The sequence below is a fragment of the Streptomyces sp. NPDC051217 genome, from assembly GCF_044455465.1.
Taxonomy (GTDB): Bacteria; Actinomycetota; Actinomycetes; order Streptomycetales; family Streptomycetaceae; genus Streptomyces.
On sequence record NZ_JBITEV010000006.1, the window covers coordinates 295278 to 313049 of the forward strand.

Below are 17772 nucleotides of genomic sequence, written 5' to 3' on the forward strand. Positions count from 1 at the left end.
CGCACGGAACGATTCTGGGAGGCGGCGTGACAGCCATAGAGCAGACCGAGGCGGCGCGCCCGCGAGGCACGCGCCTGCCCCGCCGCGCTCGACGCAATCAGCTCCTGGGCGCGGCTCAGGAAGTCTTCGTCGCACAGGGTTACCACGCCGCGGCGATGGACGACATCGCGGAGCGGGCCGGAGTCAGCAAGCCCGTCCTCTACCAGCACTTCCCGGGGAAGCTGGACCTCTACCTGGCGCTTCTCGACCAGCACTGCGAGGCGCTGCTGCAGGCCGTACGTACGGCCCTGGCCTCGACGACCGACAACAAACTCCGGGTCGCGGCCACGATGGACGCGTACTTCGCCTACGTCGAGGACGAGGGCGGCGCGTTCCGGCTGGTCTTCGAGTCCGACCTGACGAACGAGCCCGCCGTGCGTGAGCGCGTCGACCGGGTGGCGCTCCAGTGCGCGGAGGCGATCTCCGACGTGATCGCGTCGGACACGGGCCTCTCCAAGGAGGAGTCCATGATGCTGGCCGTCGGGCTCGGCGGCGTCTCCCAGGTGGTGGCGCGCTACTGGCTCTCCAGCGAGTCGGTCATCCCGCGCGACAAGGCCGTGGAACTTCTCACCTCCCTCGCCTGGCGCGGCATCGCGGGGTTCCCGCTGCACGGCAGCGAGCAGCACCCCGGCGCCTGACCGGGCGTGCGGCGCCGGTGGGGCCCCCGCGGCGGAGGGCCCGAAGCGGTCCACCGAGGAACGGCCGGCCCTCCCGTCCGTGTTCGCTGCGGGCGTGTCCCGCCACCGTCCTGAGCACCTTCTCCCCGGGCTAATGTGTGCTGCGTACCGCGCGGTTGACCGCGCAACGCACCGACCGTTCGGAGGGACATAGCGGTGGAGGTCAAGATCGGCGTGCAGCACACGCCCCGCGAGATCGTTCTGGAGAGCTCGCAGTCCGCCGAGGAGGTCGAGAGCGCCGTCGGCGACGCACTCGCCGGCAAGGCGAAGCTGCTCAGCCTCACGGACGAGAAGGGGCGGAAGGTGCTCGTACCGGCCGAACGGATCGCGTACGTGGAGATCGGCGAGCCGACGACGCGACGGGTGGGCTTCGGTCCGCTCTAGCTCGAAACGGCGGAACGGCACCACGGCGACAGAGGAGTGGCCCGGCGGGGAGTCCCGCCGGGCCACTCCTTTGCCGGCTACTCGGATCGCGGAGGGTTGCTTCGCGTGCACTCCGGGTAGATCCGGCTACGACCGAATGACCAGCGCGCTTCGTGAGGTGATCAGCGGTGATCTTGGAAGCTCTCGGTGCGGTCCTGCTCGGACTCGGTGCCTCGTGGGCCGCGCTCCAGCGGCTGCCCCACCGGCTCCCCTCCCGCCGCCTCGTGCTCGCCGCGGGGTCCCTGGGCTCCCTCTTCGGCGCGATGCTCACGCACGCGGCGCTCGGCCCCGGTCATGTCGTCGCGACGCTGGTCGGCGCGGTCGCCGTCGGGGCGGTCCTGCTCTCGCTGCTGCTCCGCCCCGCGAGCACGGTCCTGCGCCGTCCGATGCCTTCCTGATCCACCGACGGTAGGAGCGCCTCAGGCGGCCAGTCCGAGGGCCGCCATCCGCTTCGTGTGCGCCTCGGTGATCCGCGAGAACATCCGGCCCACCTCGGCCAGGTCGAAGCCGTCCGCGACCCCGCCCACCAGCATCGTCGACAGCGCGTCCCGGTCCGCGACCACGCGCTGCGCCTGCGACAGCGCCTCACCCATCAGCCGCCGCGCCCAGAGGGCGAGCCGCCCCCCGACCCGCGGCTCGGCCTCGATCGCCGCCCTGACCTTCTCGACCGCGAAATTGCCGTGCCCTGTGTCATCGAGCACAGCGAGCACCAGACCGCGGGTGTCGGAGTCCAGCCGCGCGGCCACCTCGCGGTAGAAGTCGCTGGCGATCGAGTCGCCCACATATGCCTTGACCAGGCCCTCCAGCCAGTCCGACGGCGCGGTCTGGCGGTGGAAGTCGTCCAGCGCGGTGGCAAAGGGATCCATCGCGCCCGTCGGATCGGCGTCAATTTCGCCGAGCCGGTCGCGCAGCCTCTCGAAATGGTGGAATTCGGCGGAGGCCATCTTCGCGAGTTCCGCCTTGTCGTCCAGAGTCGGCGCGAGTTTGGCGTCCTCGGCGAGCCGCTCGAAGGCCGCCAGTTCGCCGTAGGCGAGCGCTCCCAGCAGATCCACGACCGCGGCCCGGTACTTCGGGTCGGCGGAGGCGGTCGCCCAGTCCTGGGCGGCGATCCCGGTGAGTTCCGCGGGCGCGGAACCGGTCGGGTTCGCAGGTGTGGACTGTGACTCAGTGGCGTTGTCAGACGTCTCCATGAAGCGCACAATAGCCCGCTCGGCGCATGGCGTAGAGCCCACTTCGCGCACCGTTCAAGAGCCCGGTCGGGCAGTGCCCTCGCACCGTTCCGACGAATTCGTCCAACACACCTGCGCGATTCCGGGGTACAGTGGTAATGCGCCTGCCGAGTATTCGGTGGGCCATCGCAGTGTTTGACCGGGAGATCTGTCCCGGACAGGCCCCATGAGGATGCCCGGTCGGTGGCCCGATCGGCTCCGACCCCGACCGCCCTCCGCGCGGACCGTACGCACAGCTGCGTACGACCTGCAGATGAGGGGCCCCCTCAGCGGCACGAGCGCTCGAGCGACGGCAGTGGTCCCGCGCCATCCGGCCAATCCACGGCCGGCCGAGTACCCAGGTGCGGTACGACCCCCAGCGTTCGCCTCGGGTCGCGTCTCACAGAAGAGGCAGCACCCTGACTACGACTTTCCGAGACCTCGGAATCCTTCCCGAGACAGCCGAAGCACTCGAAGCCGTCGGCATCATGTCTCCGTTCCCCATCCAAGAGATGACTCTCCCGGTCGCACTGTCCGGCAAGGACGTCATCGGCCAGGCCAAGACCGGCACGGGCAAGACGCTCGGCTTCGGCCTGCCGCTCCTGGAGCGTGTCACCGTCCCCGCCGACGTCGAGGCGGGCCGGGCCGTTCCCGAGCAGCTCACCAACGCCCCGCAGGCCCTCGTGGTCGTCCCCACCCGCGAGCTGTGCCAGCAGGTCACCAACGACCTCCAGACCGCCGGCAAGGTGCGCAACGTGCGCGTGCTGGCGATCTACGGCGGCCGTGCCTACGAACCCCAGGTCGAGGCCCTCAAGAAGGGCGTCGACGTGATCGTCGGCACCCCGGGCCGACTGCTCGACCTGGCGGGCCAGCGCAAGCTCGACCTGTCGCACGTGCGCGGGCTCGTCCTGGACGAGGCCGACGAGATGCTCGACCTGGGCTTCCTGCCCGACGTCGAGCGGATCATCCAGCTGCTGCCGGCGAAGCGCCAGACGATGCTGTTCTCGGCGACGATGCCGGGCGCGGTCATCGGTCTCGCGCGCCGCTACATGTCGCAGCCGACGCACATCAGCGCCACATCGCCGGACGACGCGGGCGCGACGGTCGCCAACACCACGCAGCGCGTCTACCGCGCCCACTCCATGGACAAGCCGGAGCTGGTCGCGCGCATCCTCCAGGCCGAGGGCCGCGGGCTCGCGATGATCTTCTGCCGTACGAAGCGTACGGCCGCCGACATCGCCGACCAGCTCGCCCAGCGCGGCTTCGCCTCGGGCGCCGTCCACGGTGACCTGGGACAGGGCGCGCGTGAGCAGGCACTGCGCGCGTTCCGCAACGGCAAGGTGGACGTTCTCGTCTGCACCGACGTCGCCGCCCGCGGTATCGACGTCGAGGGCGTGACGCACGTCATCAACTATCAGTCGCCCGAGGAGGAGAAGACCTACCTCCACCGCATCGGCCGCACCGGCCGCGCGGGCGCGTCCGGCATCGCCGTGACGCTGGTCGACTGGGACGACATCCCGCGCTGGCAGCTGATCAACAAGGCGCTGGACCTGGGCTTCCCGGACCCGCCGGAGACCTACTCGACCTCGCCGCATCTCTTCGAGGAGCTCGACATCCCCGCGGGGACGAAGGGCATCCTGCCGCGTACGGACCGGACCCGTGCCGGTCTGTCGGCCGAGCAGGTCGAGGACCTGGGCGAGACGGGCGGCCGCGGCCGTAAGTCCGGCGCTCCGTCCTCCTCCGCGCGGTCGGCCGCCGCCACCGCGGTGCAGGAGGAGCGCCCCGCCCGTACGCGTACGCCGCGGCAGCGCCGCCGTACGCGCGGCGGGACTCCGCTGGAGGCCGGCGAGGCGCAGACGCAGACAGTGGCGGCGGCCCCGGAGGCGACCGGAGCGGTCGACACCGCCGAGGGCGCGGACGCGGCCGAGCCGCGCATCCCGCGCCGTCGTCGGCGTACGCGCGTGGCCGTGCCCGCCGACGCGGCGCCCGCTGTCGCCACGACCGTGGCACAGCCGGGGACCGACCTGTTCGTCGAGCCGATGGCCGAGCAGGGCGACGCCGACGCCGAGGTGGTCACCAAGCCGCGCCGTCGTCGTACGCGGGCCGTCAAGCCCGCTGTCGAGGCCGTGGAGACGGTCGAGACCGCGGCCGCGGTCACCGACGCCGGGACGACGACCGAGACCAAGCCCCGGCGCCGTACGCGCGCCGTCAAGGCCCCGGTCGAGGCCGGCACGGCGAAGGCCGCCGAGACGGTGGAGGGCGACGCCCCCGCCGCCGAGGCCAAGCCGCGCCGCCGCCGTACACGCGCGGCGGCCGCCCAGCCCGAGAGCTGACCCGCACGCCCGATGGCCCGGCCCCCAGGGGGTGCCGGGCCATCGGTGTGTTCGCGGGCCCTCCGGCCTGATCCGGAAGACACCCCTCGGCCACACCTCCTTGGGAGGCGGTCCGGGCGGGTGGGGCGGCCGTGGGCGCGGGGACTTACGCTCGTCGCATGAGCAGGCCGCCCACGTTCATTCCCCCGCCCTGTGCCCGCGCGCTCCAGCTGCCGACGCGCCGCGGGCACTTCGCCGTGCTCGACGCGCGCCCCGAGGGGACCCCCCGGGGCACCGCCCTTCTGATGCCCGGATTCACCGGCAGTAAGGAGGACTTCATCGCGATGCTGGAGCCGCTCACCGCGGTCGGCTACCGCGTCGTCGCCGTCGATGGCCGCGGGCAGTACGAGTCCGACGGACCCGACTCCCAAGAGGCTTACGCCCAGGAGGAGTTGGCGGCGGACGTGCTGGCGCAGGCGGACGCGGTCGGGGCGCCGGTCCATCTCGTGGGGCACTCACTGGGTGGGCAGATCGCCCGCGCGGCCGTCCTGACGGACGCGGAGCCGTTCCTCACGCTGACGCTGATCTCCTCCGGCCCCGCCCGTATCGCCCCCTCCCAGGAAGAGCGGGTGCGGCTGCTGAGCGAGGCCCTGGCGCTCACGAACATGGACATGGAGCGGGTCTGGGAGGGCATCCAGGCGATGGAGCCTCCGGAGGAGACCTCCGTCGACGGCACGGATCTGCGCCGCCGCTGGCTGCGCCACAACCCGGTCCAACTGATCACTACGGGGCGGCAGTTGACGGTGGAGCCGGACCGGGTGGCCGAGCTGGCCGCCGTACACCCGCTGCCCAAGCATGTGATGTCCGGCGTGCGGGACGACACCTGGCCGGTGCCGCTGCTCGACAACATGGCGCGGCGGCTGGACGCGCGCAGGACCGTCATCGAGGGCGCCGAGCACTCGCCGAACACCGATCAGCCGCTGCGCACGGCAGCCGCGCTCAGCGCCTTCTGGGACGACTCCGAGCGCTGAGGGGGGACAGGGGGCGGAGAGCTCAGAACTGCGCCTGCAGGTGCTGCCAGAACCCGTCCCGCAGCGCACGCCGCAGGACGGCGTGCCCCCGCAGCGACCGTTGCAGCAGTTTCTCCGCCTCGATCAGCAGGTCCTGGTCGACTGGGCCCGGCAGATACGGATGGCCGGGAAGCAGTTCGGACATCGCCACCCGCCCGCGTCCGACCAGCCACGTCGCGGCGATCTGCGCGCCGATGAAGCGCACCTGTTCGCGCGAGGGCGGCGGGTCGCCCTCGTTCTCGTACGTGGTGACCGCCCGCCGCGTCACGTACGGCTTCCAGAAGTCGAGGTCGAAGGTGCGCTGACTGTCGACCTCCCACAGCAGCGGCTCGGCCTGGTTGCGCCCCTCGCCGGCCTCGATGCCCCAGAGGTGGACGCGCGCGCCGTACCCCTGCGCGGCCTCCACCGCCGACACCAGGTCCTCGTCACCGCCCACGAGCGCGGCGTCGCTGATGGCCCGGTGTCTGGCGAGCGATTCGAGATCCGTGCGGATCAGGGAGTCGACGCCCTTCTGCTGGTTGTTGGCGTTGAGATTGCCGAGGCGGACCTTGACGTCGGGCAGTTCGGCGATCGCCTGCTGCTCGGGCGTGTGGATACGGCGCCGCGCGCCGTCGTACCAGTAGACCCGCAGCAGCCGGCTGTCCGCGAAGATCGTGCGCGCCTTGTCGATGAACGCCTCGATGAGTCCCTCGGCGTCGAGATCGAAGGACCGCCGGTCCTCGGTCCCCGCGACCAGTAATCCGGCCGCAGCGTAGACGTAACCCGCGTCGACGAATATGGCGTGGGTGGACGGGGTCTTCGCGACCTCGGCGAGCATCCGCTGGAGCAGTTCGTTGGTGCGCTCCAGGCGGGCGCCGACCTCGGCGATGTCGGGGTTGATCTCTGCCTCGCTCATACGCGGTCCATTGTCCGTGGGTACGGCTGTACTCGCCAGTAATTAGCCATCCGAAAAATTTCTTTAGTGTAGGGAATGTTTGCAGAGGGCAAGGCGTTGTCGCCTCATGTAATCAACGATGGGTCATCCGTCACACACAGTTCTCCTACGGAGGATCAGACGAAGGGAGAAGCGATATGCGCTTCGAGATCATGCGACTGAACGATGCTGACGGCACCGCCGTCGACAGCACCGTCGTGGACGCCGCCTCCGTCAATCAGATCGTGCAGCAGGCCGCCTCAACAGGGCAGCGCCTCTACATCCGCCCGGCCGAAACCCAGGCCTCGTAATTCTCGGATCCCTCCGGATCCACTGATCGGCTCATGTCGAGACGCCCCCGTACGGACATCCGTACGGGGGCGCTTTGGTCTCACGCGGCCTGGACGACCTGGGTGACGCCGTTGATGATCTGCTGCACGGCGATGGCCGAGAGCATCATTCCGGCGAGCCTGGTCACCAGCACCACACCGCCGTCCTTGATGACCCGGATGATCACCAGCGAGTAGCGCATGGTCAGCCACAGCACGGCGTGCATCGCCACGATCGCCGCCCACACCGAGACCTGCGCCGCCGCCCCGTCGGCGTGCTGGACGGCGAGGATGACGGAGACGATCGCGCCGGGGCCGGCCAGGAGCGGCATGCCGAGCGGTACGAGGGCGACGTTGACGTCCTTCGTCTGCTTGGGCTCGTCGTTCTTGCCGGTGAGCAGATCGAGCGCGATGAGCAGCAGGAGCAGTCCGCCCGCGATCATCAGCGCGGGAACGGAGACATGCAGGTAGTCGAGGATCTGCTGGCCGAGGATGCCGAAGACGGTGATCACACCGAGGGCGACGGCCACCGCCTGCCAGGCCATCCGGCGCTGGACCTTGGCGGGGCGCCCGGAGGTGAGGCCGAGGAAGATCGGCGTGATCCCGGGCGGGTCCATGATCACGAAGAGGGTCAGGAAGAGGGAGCCGAAAACGGCGGCGTCGAACACGGTGTGGCCTTGCGGGAGAAGGGCGGGCGGGATTCGGGGCGCGGTACGCGACCGGGCACGGCGCGGTACACGGCCCCGGACGGCGCGGCACGAGGCGCGCGCACGACGGGCACGTGGTGCGGGTCGGTTACGCGTGTCCGCCCGTGCCGGGCACCGGGAACGCGCCCGACGCGCGCCGGACGATCTCGCCGTAGATCTCCGGGTCGGTGCTGTACTCCCCGAGCCGGACGGTCTTCCGGGTGCCGTGGTAGTCGCTGGAGCCGGTCGTGAGCAGCCCCAGCTCGGCGGCGAGTCCACGCAGCCGGGCGCGCGTGGGCTCGTCGTGGTTCATGTGGTCGACCTCGATGCCGTCGAGCCCCGCCTCGGCCAGCCGCACCAGCGCCGCCTCGGCGACGACCGCGCCACGGGTCACGGCCAGCGGGTGCGCGACGACGGTGACGCCGCCGGCTGCCTTGACCAGCCGGACCGCGTCGAAGGGGTTCAACTCGTGCCGGGGCACGTGCACCCGGCCGTGGTCGGAGAGCCACTGGGAGGAGAACGCCTCGTCGACCGAGCCCACGACGCCCAGTTCGACGAGCGCCGACGCGACGTGCGGGCGGCCGATCGAGCCGTCTCCGGCGATCCGGGCGACCTGCTCCCAGGTGATGGGCACGGCGAGTTCCTGGAGCTTGGCCACCATCGCCTTCGCGCGCGGCACCCGGTCGTCACGCACCAGCTCGCGCTCGCGCAGCAGTTGGGGCTCGTCGGCGTCGAAGAGGTACGCCAGCATGTGCAGGCTCACACCGTCGGCGCGGCAGGAGAGTTCTGCGCCGGTGACAAGGCTGAGGCCGGTGTCGAGATCGGCGAGCGCCTTGAGCGCCTCGGCGTGGCCCCGGGTCGTGTCGTGGTCGGTGAGCGCGACGACGTCCAGACCGGCCGCCGCGGCGATGCGTACCAACTCGGCCGGGGTGTCCGTACCGTCCGACGCCGTGGAGTGGGTGTGCAGGTCGATGCGCACGACGCGTACTCCAGAGGCTCGGACGGGCAGGGGAAGCTCCAGGATAACGGGCGTTCGAAGGCGTCCCCGACCGCCGGACCCGCGTGCGGGCCCGGTCCGACCGGCCGCCGGTCAGCTCAGCAGGCGCGGGGAGAGCGCCCCGCAGGGCAGCAGATCCACCTCGGCCCCGGCGTCCCGCAGATCGGTGAGTACCAGCTCGTCGTACATCAGCAGACCCGTCTGCTCCGGCCAGACGATCGCCCAGAGCCAGAGTCCGAGCGCCTCGCCGGCGAAGACCGCGCGGTCCGGCGGCGCCTCGGGCACGTGCCAGAGCGGGGTGGGGCGGCCGGCGGCCAGCAGTTTGGCGTGCGGGGGCTTGTCGGCGCAGATGTGCGGGCCGGGGTCGGGCCCGTCGATCCCGGCGTAGCGCGCCCCGAGTCCGACGCCGAGCTCCTCGGCGACCAGCAGCAGTTCCCCCGAGCCGCCGAGCGGGCCGGGTCCCGAGCACGCGACAGCGGTGGCCCGGCCGCCGCTGCGGTCGTCGCCCGCGTACGCGACACCGGTGTAGAGCCAGCCGACCGGGAGCGGCCAGGGCATCCAGACGGGGACGCGGGCGCGGTTCACCACGACCCCGAGGGCTTCGACGCTGGGCGGTATGACCGGCTGCAACGGATGCACGGTGCCGTGTATGGCGCACTGCCAGGAGTCGGCGAAGAGACCGGGCGCCCTGACCCGGCCACCGCACTTCGGGCAACCTGGTTCGCCCCTCATAGCGCCCAACGGTCCTCCCCGGCCGACGCCCCGTCAAGGACGATCACCCGTCCGGCACAGAACCGCGGCAAATACCGGCGGCCTGTACGAGACGGGCTCTCCTCTCGGCGGCGTACGGGGTGCGGCGGCGTACGTACGCCGCCGCCTCAGTCCAGCGCGACCGAGCCGCGCAGCGGGTCCCGCAGATCCGTCCCGTGCGCCAGCCACCGCTCCTGGAGCGCCTGCGCGCCCTTCACCCGTTTCCACGCGGCCTCGTTGGCCGTCATCGGGAGCAGCGGCAGGAACCGTACGGGGTCGAGCGGCGCGTCCAGCTCCAGATCGGCGACCAGCCCGCCGGACTCCGCGACGAGCACGGAGCTGAACGGCGCGCCCGGCCACAGGGGTTCGCCGACCTCCAGCGAGGCACCGGCGGTCACGACCAACCCCTCGACCTGGGGCGACGCGGCCAGTACGGCGAGGGGGCGCAGCACCTTGTCGGTGTCGGCGAGCCCGGCCCGTACCGACAGGACCAGCTCGGCGCGCGGCCCCCGGGCCGGGTCGGGCACGACGACGGTGGGGTCGGCCATCGGCCGCGCGGACATCCCCAGCGTGGCGTAACGCACAACGGCGCCCTCGGAGCCGCCGCCGCGCGGGGCCGCGGGATCACCGTCCCTCTCCCGGTTCCCCGGGTCGAGAAACCGCAGGACCTCGACCCGGTCCGTGCCCACGAACGTCATCGCCGCACGCGCGTCCGGCTCGCCGAGCGCCGTACGCAACCGTGCCTCGACCAGAGAGAGAACTTCTGCCATCCGGTGAGCATAGAACGCCGTCTTAACGGGCAGGAGACGGAATTGGCGTCGATCGGCTGCTAGTCTTGGCCGCCGGTCGGGACAGCACGCGAATGGCGTCGCCTTCCAGTCCCGATATACGTCATCCCCTACGGGGGACCGGCCGGAGGAGGTGGGGCTGCGGTGGATCGAAGTCACCCGGCCAGTACCAGCCGCTCTTCCTCGCGCTGTACCGCCTCTCTCATCTGAGGCCCTGCCCCGTACAGGCCCGCGGCTTGTCGCACGACGGAAGAGCACCGCACCAGCTCTGTTTTGCCTGTCTGCAGCGAATGCCGTCACCGCGTCCTCGCGGTGCCGCCCGCTTTGCGGACGTATGCGCGCCGCGTCATGTCACGCCGTCTCGATCCGTGCCGGTACGTACGCGCGTCACGTCCCCGTTCCGGGCTGCGCCACGCCCCGCCGACGGCCTCTCCGGGAGGAGCCAGCCATGTCGATGATCCGTGACCTGCGTGCGGCGGTCCGTCCGTCCTTGCGCAAGAGCAACACCGCTTACAGCACCTACGACTCCACGCGCGACCCCTCGGCCTCCAGCGCCGTCGTCGACTGCGCCGTCTACCGCGGCGGCCGCCGGGTGAAGGACGAGCCGTGCCTCACCCCGCACGAGGCGATGCTGGAGGTGCGACGGGGCGGCGGCTTCGCCTGGATCGGCCTCCACGAGCCGACCGAGGAGGAATTCGCCGGTATCGCGGCCGAGTTCGGGCTGCACCCGCTCGCCGTCGAGGACGCCGTGCACGCCCACCAGCGGCCCAAGCTGGAGCGGTACGACGACACCCTCTTCGCCGTCTTCAAGACCATCCACTACGTCGAGCACGCCGAGCTCACCGCGACCAGCGAGGTCGTGGAGACCGGTGAGGTCATGTGCTTCACCGGCCGGGACTTCGTCATCACCGTGCGGCACGGCGGCAAGGGCTCGCTGCGTGCGCTGCGCCACCGGCTGGAGGAGGACAGCGAGCTGCTGGCCAAGGGGCCGTCGTCCGTGCTGCACGCCATCGCCGACCATGTCGTGGACGGCTACATCGCGGTGGCGGCGGCCGTGCAGGACGACATCGACGAGGTCGAGATCGATGTGTTCTCGGCGCCCGCGAAGGGCAGCCCGCGCGGCTCCGACGCGGGGCGGATCTACCAGCTCAAGCGTGAGGTGCTGGAGTTCAAGCGGGCCGTGGCACCGCTGCTGCGGCCGATGCAGCTGCTGAGCGAGCGCCCGATGCGGCTGGTCGAGCCCGACGTACAGAAGTACTTCCGGGACGTCGCCGACCATTTGGCCAGGGTGCACGAGGAGGTCGTCGGCTTCGACGAGCTGCTGAACTCGATCCTCCAGGCCAATCTGGCGCAGGCGACCGTCGCGCAGAACGAGGACATGCGCAAGATCACGTCCTGGGCGGCGATCATCGCCGTACCGACGGCCGTCTGCGGGGTCTACGGCATGAACTTCGAGCACATGCCCGAGCTGGGATGGAAGTACGGCTACCCGATGGTGCTGGGCGGCATCGCCGTCGTCTGTCTCACCATCCACCGGATGCTGAAGCGCAACGGGTGGCTCTAGCACCCTGCTCTAGGCTGCCGGGCATGACAGAAACCGTGCCCGGCTCCCCCCTCCTCGGCAAGGCGCTGGTCGAGGAGGCCACCAAGAAGTCCGGTCTCATCTGGGTGCGGGCGGGTGGCCCCGCCCGTGCCCTGTGGCACGTCTGGTTCGACGGCGCGGCGCTGATCGTCGGGGACGGCGACGGCGAGCAGCCGCTGCCGGGGCTGGTCGACGGCTCCACCGCGGAGGTGACCGTACGGAGCAAGGACAAGGGCGGGCGGCTGGTGGCCTGGACGGCGTCCGTCAGCGAACTCGCTCCTCGTACGGAGGCGTGGGAGACGGCCGTCGCCGAGCTGAAGGGCAAGCGGCTGAACGCGCCGGACTTCGAAGAGATGACCGACCGGTGGGCGCGCGAGTCGCGTGTGCTGCGTCTGGAGCCGCGCGACGCGATCACCGACCTGCCGCACGGCTCGCAGGCGGCGGCGCCGCTGCCGACACCGGCGACGACGCGTCAGCCCGCACCGGCGGCCGTGCCGCGCCTGCTGTTCAAGCGCGGGAGGAAGAAGGGCTGAGCCCGTCCGGGCCGGCTCAGCTGCTCGGCAGCGTGCTGCCGTAGTCCACCGTCTCGCCCTTCGTGGGCGCCTTCAGTGGGAAGTCCTTGCCCCAGTCGCTGAGGGTGAGCGTTCCCGCGCCGCCCGCGCGGGCCAGCTGCAACGGGTAGGGCATGCCTTCCAGGGAGACGTTCAGCGAGCCGCCCGCACCGTCGCTGCCGTTGACCTCGATGGTGCGTACGCCGCCGATCTCGGCGCGGTCGCCCTTGCCGAGCTTGCCGTGCAGCCCCAGCAGCCCGTCGAGCAGCACGCTCTTGTCGGTGAAGCCCCGCAGCTGGTCGTAGGACGGATCGTCCTCGGGCACCTTCACGTACTTGTCGTCGAGCTTGTCCGCGGCCTCGGAGTCGGCCTCGCTGGGCGGGGCGCTCGCGTCGTCGCCGCCCTTGCCGTCCGGGTGGGTCCAGAATTCGGCGTCCGCCTTGAGGAACAGCTCGTCCCCGACTCGCAGCAGCTCGAACGTGCCAAGGGCCTCGGAACTGACCGATCCGGTGCCGCCGGCCTCCTTGAGGGACATGTTGAGCTTGTACGTCTGCCCGTCGGTGACGACCGTGCCCGCCAGGCGCACCGCGTCCGCGCCCTCGGCCGCCGTCTTCGCCTTCTTCTCGATCCCGGCGGCCGACAGTTTGCCGACGCCGTTGGTGCCCGCGTCCGGATCCTCGTCGCCGCCGCCGCACGCCGTGAGCGCGACGGTCATCCCGACGCAGAGAGCCACGGGAAACGCGGCCCGGCAAAGACGGGCAAGGGACCGGGAAAGGGTCACGAACGCACTGCCTCTCATGCGAGACGGGGGACGGCAGACCGCAGCGTACCCGTGCCGCCCACACCCATCGACAACGAGCCCCGGCGGCTGATCGCCCGTACCGTACGGACGGATCCGCCAGGGCGGCACGGAGTGGTACGGGCTAGCCTGAACCCGTTGTCGCGGTCGATACGGGGACAGTCACGGGCAAGGCCGCGAACACGGCAGGGACAGTCGCGGGCAAGGAGGAGCGCATGATGGCGTCGGGCACCTCCCGGGTCTTCGTCTCGCACCTCGCCGGTGTGCCGGTCTTCGACCCCAACGGCGATCAGGTGGGGCGGGTGCGCGACCTGGTGGCGATGCTGCGCGTCGGCGGCCGTCCGCCGCGCGTGCTGGGCATGGTCGTCGAAGTGCTCAGCCGGCGAAGGATCTTCCTGCCGATGACACGCATCACGGGCGTCGCGTCGGGTCAGGTGATCACGACGGGCGTGGTCAACGTGCGGCGCTTCGAGCAGCGCCCCACGGAGCGGCTGGTCCTGGGCGAACTGCTCGACCGCCGTGTACAGCTCGTGGAGAGCGGCGAGGAGGTGACGGTCCTCGATGTCGCCGTCCAGCAGTTGCCCGCGCGGCGCGAGTGGGAGATCGGGAAGGTCTTCGTCCGGCGCGGCAAGAGCGGCGCGCTGCGGCGGCGCGGCGAGACGCTGACCCTCGACTGGTCGGCGGTCACCGGCTTCACGCTGGAGGAGGACGACCAGGGCGCGGAGAGTCTCGTCGCGACCTTCGAGCGGCTGCGTCCCGCCGACCTGGCCAACGTGCTGCACCATCTCTCGCCCAAGCGGCGCGCCGAAGTGGCCGCCGCCCTCGACGACGACCGGCTCGCCGACGTCCTGGAGGAGCTGCCCGAGGACGACCAGGTGGAGATCCTGGGGAAGCTGAAGGACGACCGGGCCGCCGACGTCCTGGAGGCGATGGACCCGGACGACGCGGCCGACCTCCTCTCCGAGCTGCCCGAGGAGGACAAGGAGCGGCTGCTGGCGCTGATGCGGCCCGACGACGCCGCCGACGTACGGCGGCTGTTGGCGTACGAGGAGCGGACCGCGGGCGGTCTGATGACGACCGAGCCGATCGTGCTGCGGCCGGACGCGACGGTCGCCGACGCGCTGGCGCGGGTGCGCCGGCAGACCCTCTCGCCCGCGCTGGCCGCCCAGGTCTATGTGTGCCGGGCGCCGGACGAGACACCGACGGGCAAGTATTTGGGCATGGTCCACTTCCAACGGCTGCTGCGCGAGCCGCCGTTCGCACTGGTCGGCTCGATCGTGGAGAGCGACCTGCCGCCGCTGGCACCCGATACGCCGCTGCCCGAGGTCACCGGCTATCTCGCCGCGTACAACATGGTGGCCGCGCCGGTCGTCGACGAGAGCGGTTCGCTGCTCGGCGCCGTGACCGTCGACGACGTCCTGGACCACCTGCTGCCCGACGACTGGCGGGAGACCGGGTTCAACGGCGTGGAGGAGGCCGCGAGTGGCCACTGAGCGCCCGGACAGGGAGTCGCCGAGGGAACGGGCCGCCGCGGCCTCGGGAGCGAGCACCGCACCGCGCGGGCCGCGCGGACGGCTCGACCAGCCGCGCACGCCGAGGCGCAGGTTGCTGCCGGAGTACGACCCCGAGGCGTTCGCCCGGTTCTCGGAACGGATCGCGCGCTTCCTGGGGACGGGCCGCTTCATCGCCTGGATGACGCTGGTCATCATCGTCTGGGTGCTGTGGAACATCTTCGCGCCCGAGGAACTGCGCTGGGACGAGTACCCGTTCATCTTCCTGACCCTGATGCTGTCCCTCCAGGCCTCGTACGCGGCCCCGCTGATCCTGCTGGCGCAGAACCGCCAGGACGACCGCGACCGGGTCACCCAGGAGCAGGAGCGCAAGCAGAACGAGCGCTCCATCGCCGACACCGAGTACCTGACCCGTGAGATCGCGTCGCTGCGGATGGGGCTCGGTGAGGTCGCCACCCGCGACTGGATCCGCTCGGAGCTCCAGGACCTGGTACGGGACCTGGCCGAGCAGCACGTCCTGCTGCCCGCGGAGCAGACGCGTGGACGTGACGAACCAGACCACCCGGAGCACTGACGCGCTTTCCGGAGCGTGCGCGCCGCGCCGTACCATCTCCGTATGGCTACCGACACGCACGGGACCGTCGCTCCCGCGGAAGACGCGGTGCGCGCAGCACTGGCGACGGTGAACGACCCCGAGATCCACCGGCCGATCACCGACCTGGGCATGGTGAAATCGGTCGACATCGGGGCGGACGGCGCGGTGGCTGTCACGATCTATCTCACGGTGTCCGGCTGTCCCATGCGCGACACGATCACCACGAACGTGACGGAGGCGGTCGCCTCGGTCGCGGGCGTCACCCGCGTCGACGTCACGCTGGACGTGATGAGCGACGAGCAGCGCAAGGAGCTCGCGACGTCGCTGCGCGGCGGCACGGCCGAGCGCGAGGTGCCCTTCGCCAAGCCCGGTTCGCTGACCCGGGTGTACGCGGTGGCCTCCGGCAAGGGCGGCGTCGGCAAGTCGTCGGTGACGGTCAACCTGGCGGCGGCGATGGCCGCCGACGGTCTGAAGGTCGGCGTCGTCGACGCGGACATCTACGGGCACAGCGTGCCGCGCATGCTGGGCGCGGACGGCAAGCCCACCCAGGTCGAGAACATGATCATGCCGCCGTCGGCGCACGGTGTGAAGGTCATCTCGATCGGCATGTTCACCCCGGGCAACTCGCCGGTGGTGTGGCGCGGACCGATGCTGCACCGCGCGCTCCAGCAGTTCCTCGCCGATGTGTACTGGGGCGATCTGGACGTGCTGCTGCTGGACCTGCCGCCGGGGACGGGCGACATCGCGATCTCGGTGGCGCAGCTCGTACCGAACGCGGAGATCCTGGTGGTCACCACCCCGCAGCAGGCAGCCGCCGAGGTCGCGGAGCGGGCCGGCTCCATCGCCGTACAGACCCACCAGAAGATCGTCGGCGTGGTCGAGAACATGTCGGGCCTGCCGTGCCCGCACTGCGACGAGATCGTCGACGTGTTCGGGACGGGCGGCGGCCAGCGGGTCGCCGAGGGGCTGACGAAGATCACGGGCACCTCGGTGCCGGTGCTCGGCTCGATCCCGATCGACGTACGGCTGCGGGAGGGCGGCGACGAGGGCAAGCCGGTCGTGCTCTCCGACCCCGACTCCCCGGCGGGCGCCGAACTGCGCTCGATCGCCGGCAAGCTCGGCGGCCGGCAGCGCGGCCTGGCGGGCATGACGCTGGGTCTGACGCCGCGCAACAAGTTCTGACGGCTCCGACACCGCGTGAGGGGCGCCCGCCAATGGCGTGCGCCCCTCACGCGTGTGACACGCCCTAGCGTCGGACGTACGAATTGATGTCCTCGATCGCCGAGAAGCCGAGGCCGTACGCGCTCATGCCGCGCCCGTACGCCCCGATGTGCACCCCGTTCCCGGCCGCTTCGGCGGGGACCGTCGAGCCCGCGAGCACCCAGCCGAATTCGGATTCGCGATAGTGGAACGAGGTCGGCACGCCGTCCACGGGGAGCGACAGCACCGACCACGCGGAGCCGTTCAGATCGTCCGCCAGTGCGAAGGCCGTCTCGGTCTGCTGGTCCAGCCAGTCGTCGCGCAGCGAATGGTCGAGCTGTGCGGGCCAGGTCGACAGCAGCAGCGCCGAACCGGCCAGCCAGGCCGCCGAGGACACCGTCGTGGCGTCGAGGACGCCCGTGCCGTCACCGCTGTGCCGTACGGGGCTCGCCGCGACCGTGATGACCGCCGCGAAGCGTTCCTTCTCCGCGCCTGACGCGTCCGGTCTTATCGACGGCTCGTCGCCGTGTCCCGTGGAACCGTGCTGGACCGTGCCGTCCGCCGCCATGCCCACCTGCATCAGCCATCGGGGGCCGGTGAACGCGTCGTCCAGTCCGTACCAGGGGAAGTTCGCCCGCAGATAGCCCTCGACCGTGCGCCGGGCCCCCGACACCCCATCCGTCGTGCCGGCCGCGCCATGGGCCCCTACCCGACTTGTCGTCTCCATCTGTCCGGACCGCCTCCTCTATCTCGGAGTCCGGAGCGGCCCGCCCTCACGGACGTCTCACCACCGGACAGATGGAGGATAGCCACCCGTTACCTACTGGCCGGGCAGGGCGGGGCTCAGGTGGCGTCTGCGTCGAAAGGCGGACGATCGGCCTGCTGGGGCTTTTCGGGCTTCTTGAGCAGGTCGGCGGTGCCTGAGGGGCTTTTCGTCAGGCTGGTCGCCGGGGTGTCGCTTGCGCCGGTCGGGTCGTCCTTGCCATGGACCGAGTCGGCGACCTCGTTGATTTCCTTCTTGAGGTTGAAGCTGCTGCGGATCTCCTTCAGCCCCAGATCGTCCTCATGCTCCGACAGCTGCTTTCGGACGAATTTCTTCGGGTTCAGGTCCTCGAAATCGAAGTCCTTGAACTCCGGTCCCAGCTCGGAGCGGATGTCCTCCTTGGCGTTGTCGGAGAACTCGCGCACCTTCCGGATGAAACGGGAAACGTCCTGGATGACCTTGGGCAGCTTGTCCGGGCCGAAGACGAGCACGGCGAGAATCACGAGCGTCACCAGCTCAAGCGCGCCTATGTCATTGAACACCTAGCTGCTCCTTGTGTTCTCCGTGCCCGCAGGCGAG

At 70.9% G+C, this 17772-nt stretch carries 20 protein-coding genes; 11 read left to right on the forward strand and 9 right to left on the reverse strand.

Annotation, left to right across the window (positions count from 1 at the left end; genetic code table 11):
- Nucleotides 1–26 precede the first annotated feature (26 nt).
- The 3 genes from ACIBBB_RS16885 to ACIBBB_RS16895 all read left to right on the forward strand — a co-directional run bounded on the left by ACIBBB_RS16885 (nucleotide 27) and on the right by ACIBBB_RS16895 (nucleotide 1537).
- Complete coding sequence (locus ACIBBB_RS16885; RefSeq protein ID WP_189111548.1) at nucleotides 27–677, forward strand: TetR/AcrR family transcriptional regulator; 651 nt, start codon at nucleotides 27–29, stop codon at nucleotides 675–677.
- Between the two features lie 195 nt (nucleotides 678–872).
- The gene (locus ACIBBB_RS16890) at nucleotides 873–1100 is read left to right on the forward strand and encodes a DUF3107 domain-containing protein (RefSeq protein WP_398982538.1); all 228 of its coding nucleotides are present in this window, start codon (nucleotides 873–875) and stop codon (nucleotides 1098–1100) included.
- A gap of 167 nt (nucleotides 1101–1267) precedes the next feature.
- The gene (locus ACIBBB_RS16895; protein ID WP_398982540.1) at nucleotides 1268–1537 is read left to right on the forward strand and encodes a hypothetical protein; all 270 of its coding nucleotides are present in this window, start codon (nucleotides 1268–1270) and stop codon (nucleotides 1535–1537) included.
- A 21-nt stretch (nucleotides 1538–1558) separates the two neighbouring features.
- Here ACIBBB_RS16895 and ACIBBB_RS16900 read toward each other — a convergent pair whose 3' ends face one another.
- Nucleotides 1559–2338, reverse strand: a complete 780-nt coding sequence (locus ACIBBB_RS16900) for a ferritin-like fold-containing protein (protein WP_398982790.1) — start codon at nucleotides 2336–2338, stop codon at nucleotides 1559–1561.
- 521 nt (nucleotides 2339–2859) lie between these two features.
- On the opposite strand from ACIBBB_RS16900, the gene ACIBBB_RS16905 reads away from it, so the two are divergent.
- Both ACIBBB_RS16905 and ACIBBB_RS16910 read left to right on the forward strand, forming a co-directional pair.
- Nucleotides 2860–4680 (forward strand): DEAD/DEAH box helicase, encoded by a 1821-nt coding sequence (locus ACIBBB_RS16905; RefSeq protein WP_398982542.1) that lies wholly within the window; start codon nucleotides 2860–2862, stop codon nucleotides 4678–4680.
- A gap of 158 nt (nucleotides 4681–4838) precedes the next feature.
- Nucleotides 4839–5690 carry an alpha/beta fold hydrolase gene (locus ACIBBB_RS16910; RefSeq protein WP_398982544.1) on the forward strand — a complete coding sequence of 284 codons (852 nt, stop codon included), beginning with the start codon at nucleotides 4839–4841 and terminating at the stop codon, nucleotides 5688–5690.
- Between the two features lie 22 nt (nucleotides 5691–5712).
- Here ACIBBB_RS16910 and ACIBBB_RS16915 read toward each other — a convergent pair whose 3' ends face one another.
- Nucleotides 5713–6624 carry an NYN domain-containing protein gene (locus ACIBBB_RS16915; RefSeq protein ID WP_398982546.1) on the reverse strand — a complete coding sequence of 304 codons (912 nt, stop codon included), beginning with the start codon at nucleotides 6622–6624 and terminating at the stop codon, nucleotides 5713–5715.
- 176 nt (nucleotides 6625–6800) lie between these two features.
- Here ACIBBB_RS16915 and ACIBBB_RS16920 point away from each other — a divergent pair, with 176 nt between their 5' ends.
- On the forward strand, nucleotides 6801–6953 hold the full coding sequence (locus ACIBBB_RS16920; RefSeq protein ID WP_398982548.1) for a hypothetical protein: 153 nt from the start codon (nucleotides 6801–6803) through the stop codon (nucleotides 6951–6953).
- A gap of 80 nt (nucleotides 6954–7033) precedes the next feature.
- On the opposite strand, the gene ACIBBB_RS16925 is transcribed toward ACIBBB_RS16920, so the two are convergent.
- From ACIBBB_RS16925 to ACIBBB_RS16940, 4 genes are all read right to left on the reverse strand, one after another.
- Nucleotides 7034–7639, reverse strand: coding sequence for a MarC family protein (locus tag ACIBBB_RS16925; RefSeq protein WP_398982550.1), 606 nt, complete (start codon nucleotides 7637–7639; stop codon nucleotides 7034–7036).
- Nucleotides 7640–7766: 127 nt separating this feature from the next.
- Nucleotides 7767–8636, reverse strand: a complete 870-nt coding sequence (locus tag ACIBBB_RS16930) for a PHP domain-containing protein (protein WP_398982552.1) — start codon at nucleotides 8634–8636, stop codon at nucleotides 7767–7769.
- Between the two features lie 111 nt (nucleotides 8637–8747).
- Nucleotides 8748–9386 (reverse strand): DUF6758 family protein, encoded by a 639-nt coding sequence (locus ACIBBB_RS16935; protein ID WP_398982554.1) that lies wholly within the window; start codon nucleotides 9384–9386, stop codon nucleotides 8748–8750.
- Nucleotides 9387–9532: 146 nt separating this feature from the next.
- A complete protein-coding gene (locus ACIBBB_RS16940) occupies nucleotides 9533–10174 on the reverse strand; it encodes a suppressor of fused domain protein (RefSeq protein WP_398982556.1) in 642 nt (213 codons plus the stop codon).
- A 466-nt stretch (nucleotides 10175–10640) separates the two neighbouring features.
- Here ACIBBB_RS16940 and ACIBBB_RS16945 point away from each other — a divergent pair, with 466 nt between their 5' ends.
- Together ACIBBB_RS16945 and ACIBBB_RS16950 are read left to right on the forward strand one after the other, a co-directional pair.
- Nucleotides 10641–11756 (forward strand): magnesium and cobalt transport protein CorA, encoded by a 1116-nt coding sequence (locus ACIBBB_RS16945; RefSeq protein WP_398982558.1) that lies wholly within the window; start codon nucleotides 10641–10643, stop codon nucleotides 11754–11756.
- Nucleotides 11757–11779: 23 nt separating this feature from the next.
- Nucleotides 11780–12307, forward strand: a complete 528-nt coding sequence (locus ACIBBB_RS16950) for a hypothetical protein (protein WP_398982560.1) — start codon at nucleotides 11780–11782, stop codon at nucleotides 12305–12307.
- A 16-nt stretch (nucleotides 12308–12323) separates the two neighbouring features.
- Here ACIBBB_RS16950 and ACIBBB_RS16955 read toward each other — a convergent pair whose 3' ends face one another.
- The gene (locus ACIBBB_RS16955; protein ID WP_398982562.1) at nucleotides 12324–13040 is read right to left on the reverse strand and encodes a hypothetical protein; all 717 of its coding nucleotides are present in this window, start codon (nucleotides 13038–13040) and stop codon (nucleotides 12324–12326) included.
- Between the two features lie 302 nt (nucleotides 13041–13342).
- Here ACIBBB_RS16955 and ACIBBB_RS16960 point away from each other — a divergent pair, with 302 nt between their 5' ends.
- From ACIBBB_RS16960 to ACIBBB_RS16970, 3 genes are read left to right on the forward strand one after another with little or no spacing between them, the layout of a single operon-like run.
- Nucleotides 13343–14617, forward strand: a complete 1275-nt coding sequence (locus ACIBBB_RS16960; RefSeq protein WP_398982792.1) for a magnesium transporter MgtE N-terminal domain-containing protein — start codon at nucleotides 13343–13345, stop codon at nucleotides 14615–14617.
- On the forward strand, nucleotides 14607–15209 hold the full coding sequence (locus ACIBBB_RS16965; RefSeq protein WP_398982564.1) for a DUF1003 domain-containing protein: 603 nt from the start codon (nucleotides 14607–14609) through the stop codon (nucleotides 15207–15209). The genes ACIBBB_RS16960 and ACIBBB_RS16965 overlap by 11 nt, the downstream gene beginning before the upstream one ends.
- A gap of 42 nt (nucleotides 15210–15251) precedes the next feature.
- The gene (locus ACIBBB_RS16970) at nucleotides 15252–16412 is read left to right on the forward strand and encodes an Mrp/NBP35 family ATP-binding protein (RefSeq protein ID WP_398982566.1); all 1161 of its coding nucleotides are present in this window, start codon (nucleotides 15252–15254) and stop codon (nucleotides 16410–16412) included.
- Nucleotides 16413–16476: 64 nt separating this feature from the next.
- On the opposite strand, the gene ACIBBB_RS16975 is transcribed toward ACIBBB_RS16970, so the two are convergent.
- Both ACIBBB_RS16975 and ACIBBB_RS16980 read right to left on the reverse strand, forming a co-directional pair.
- Nucleotides 16477–17157 (reverse strand): hypothetical protein, encoded by a 681-nt coding sequence (locus ACIBBB_RS16975; RefSeq protein WP_398982568.1) that lies wholly within the window; start codon nucleotides 17155–17157, stop codon nucleotides 16477–16479.
- 116 nt (nucleotides 17158–17273) lie between these two features.
- Nucleotides 17274–17735 carry a sec-independent translocase gene (locus ACIBBB_RS16980; RefSeq protein WP_398982569.1) on the reverse strand — a complete coding sequence of 154 codons (462 nt, stop codon included), beginning with the start codon at nucleotides 17733–17735 and terminating at the stop codon, nucleotides 17274–17276.
- Between the last annotated feature and the right edge of the window lie 37 nt (nucleotides 17736–17772).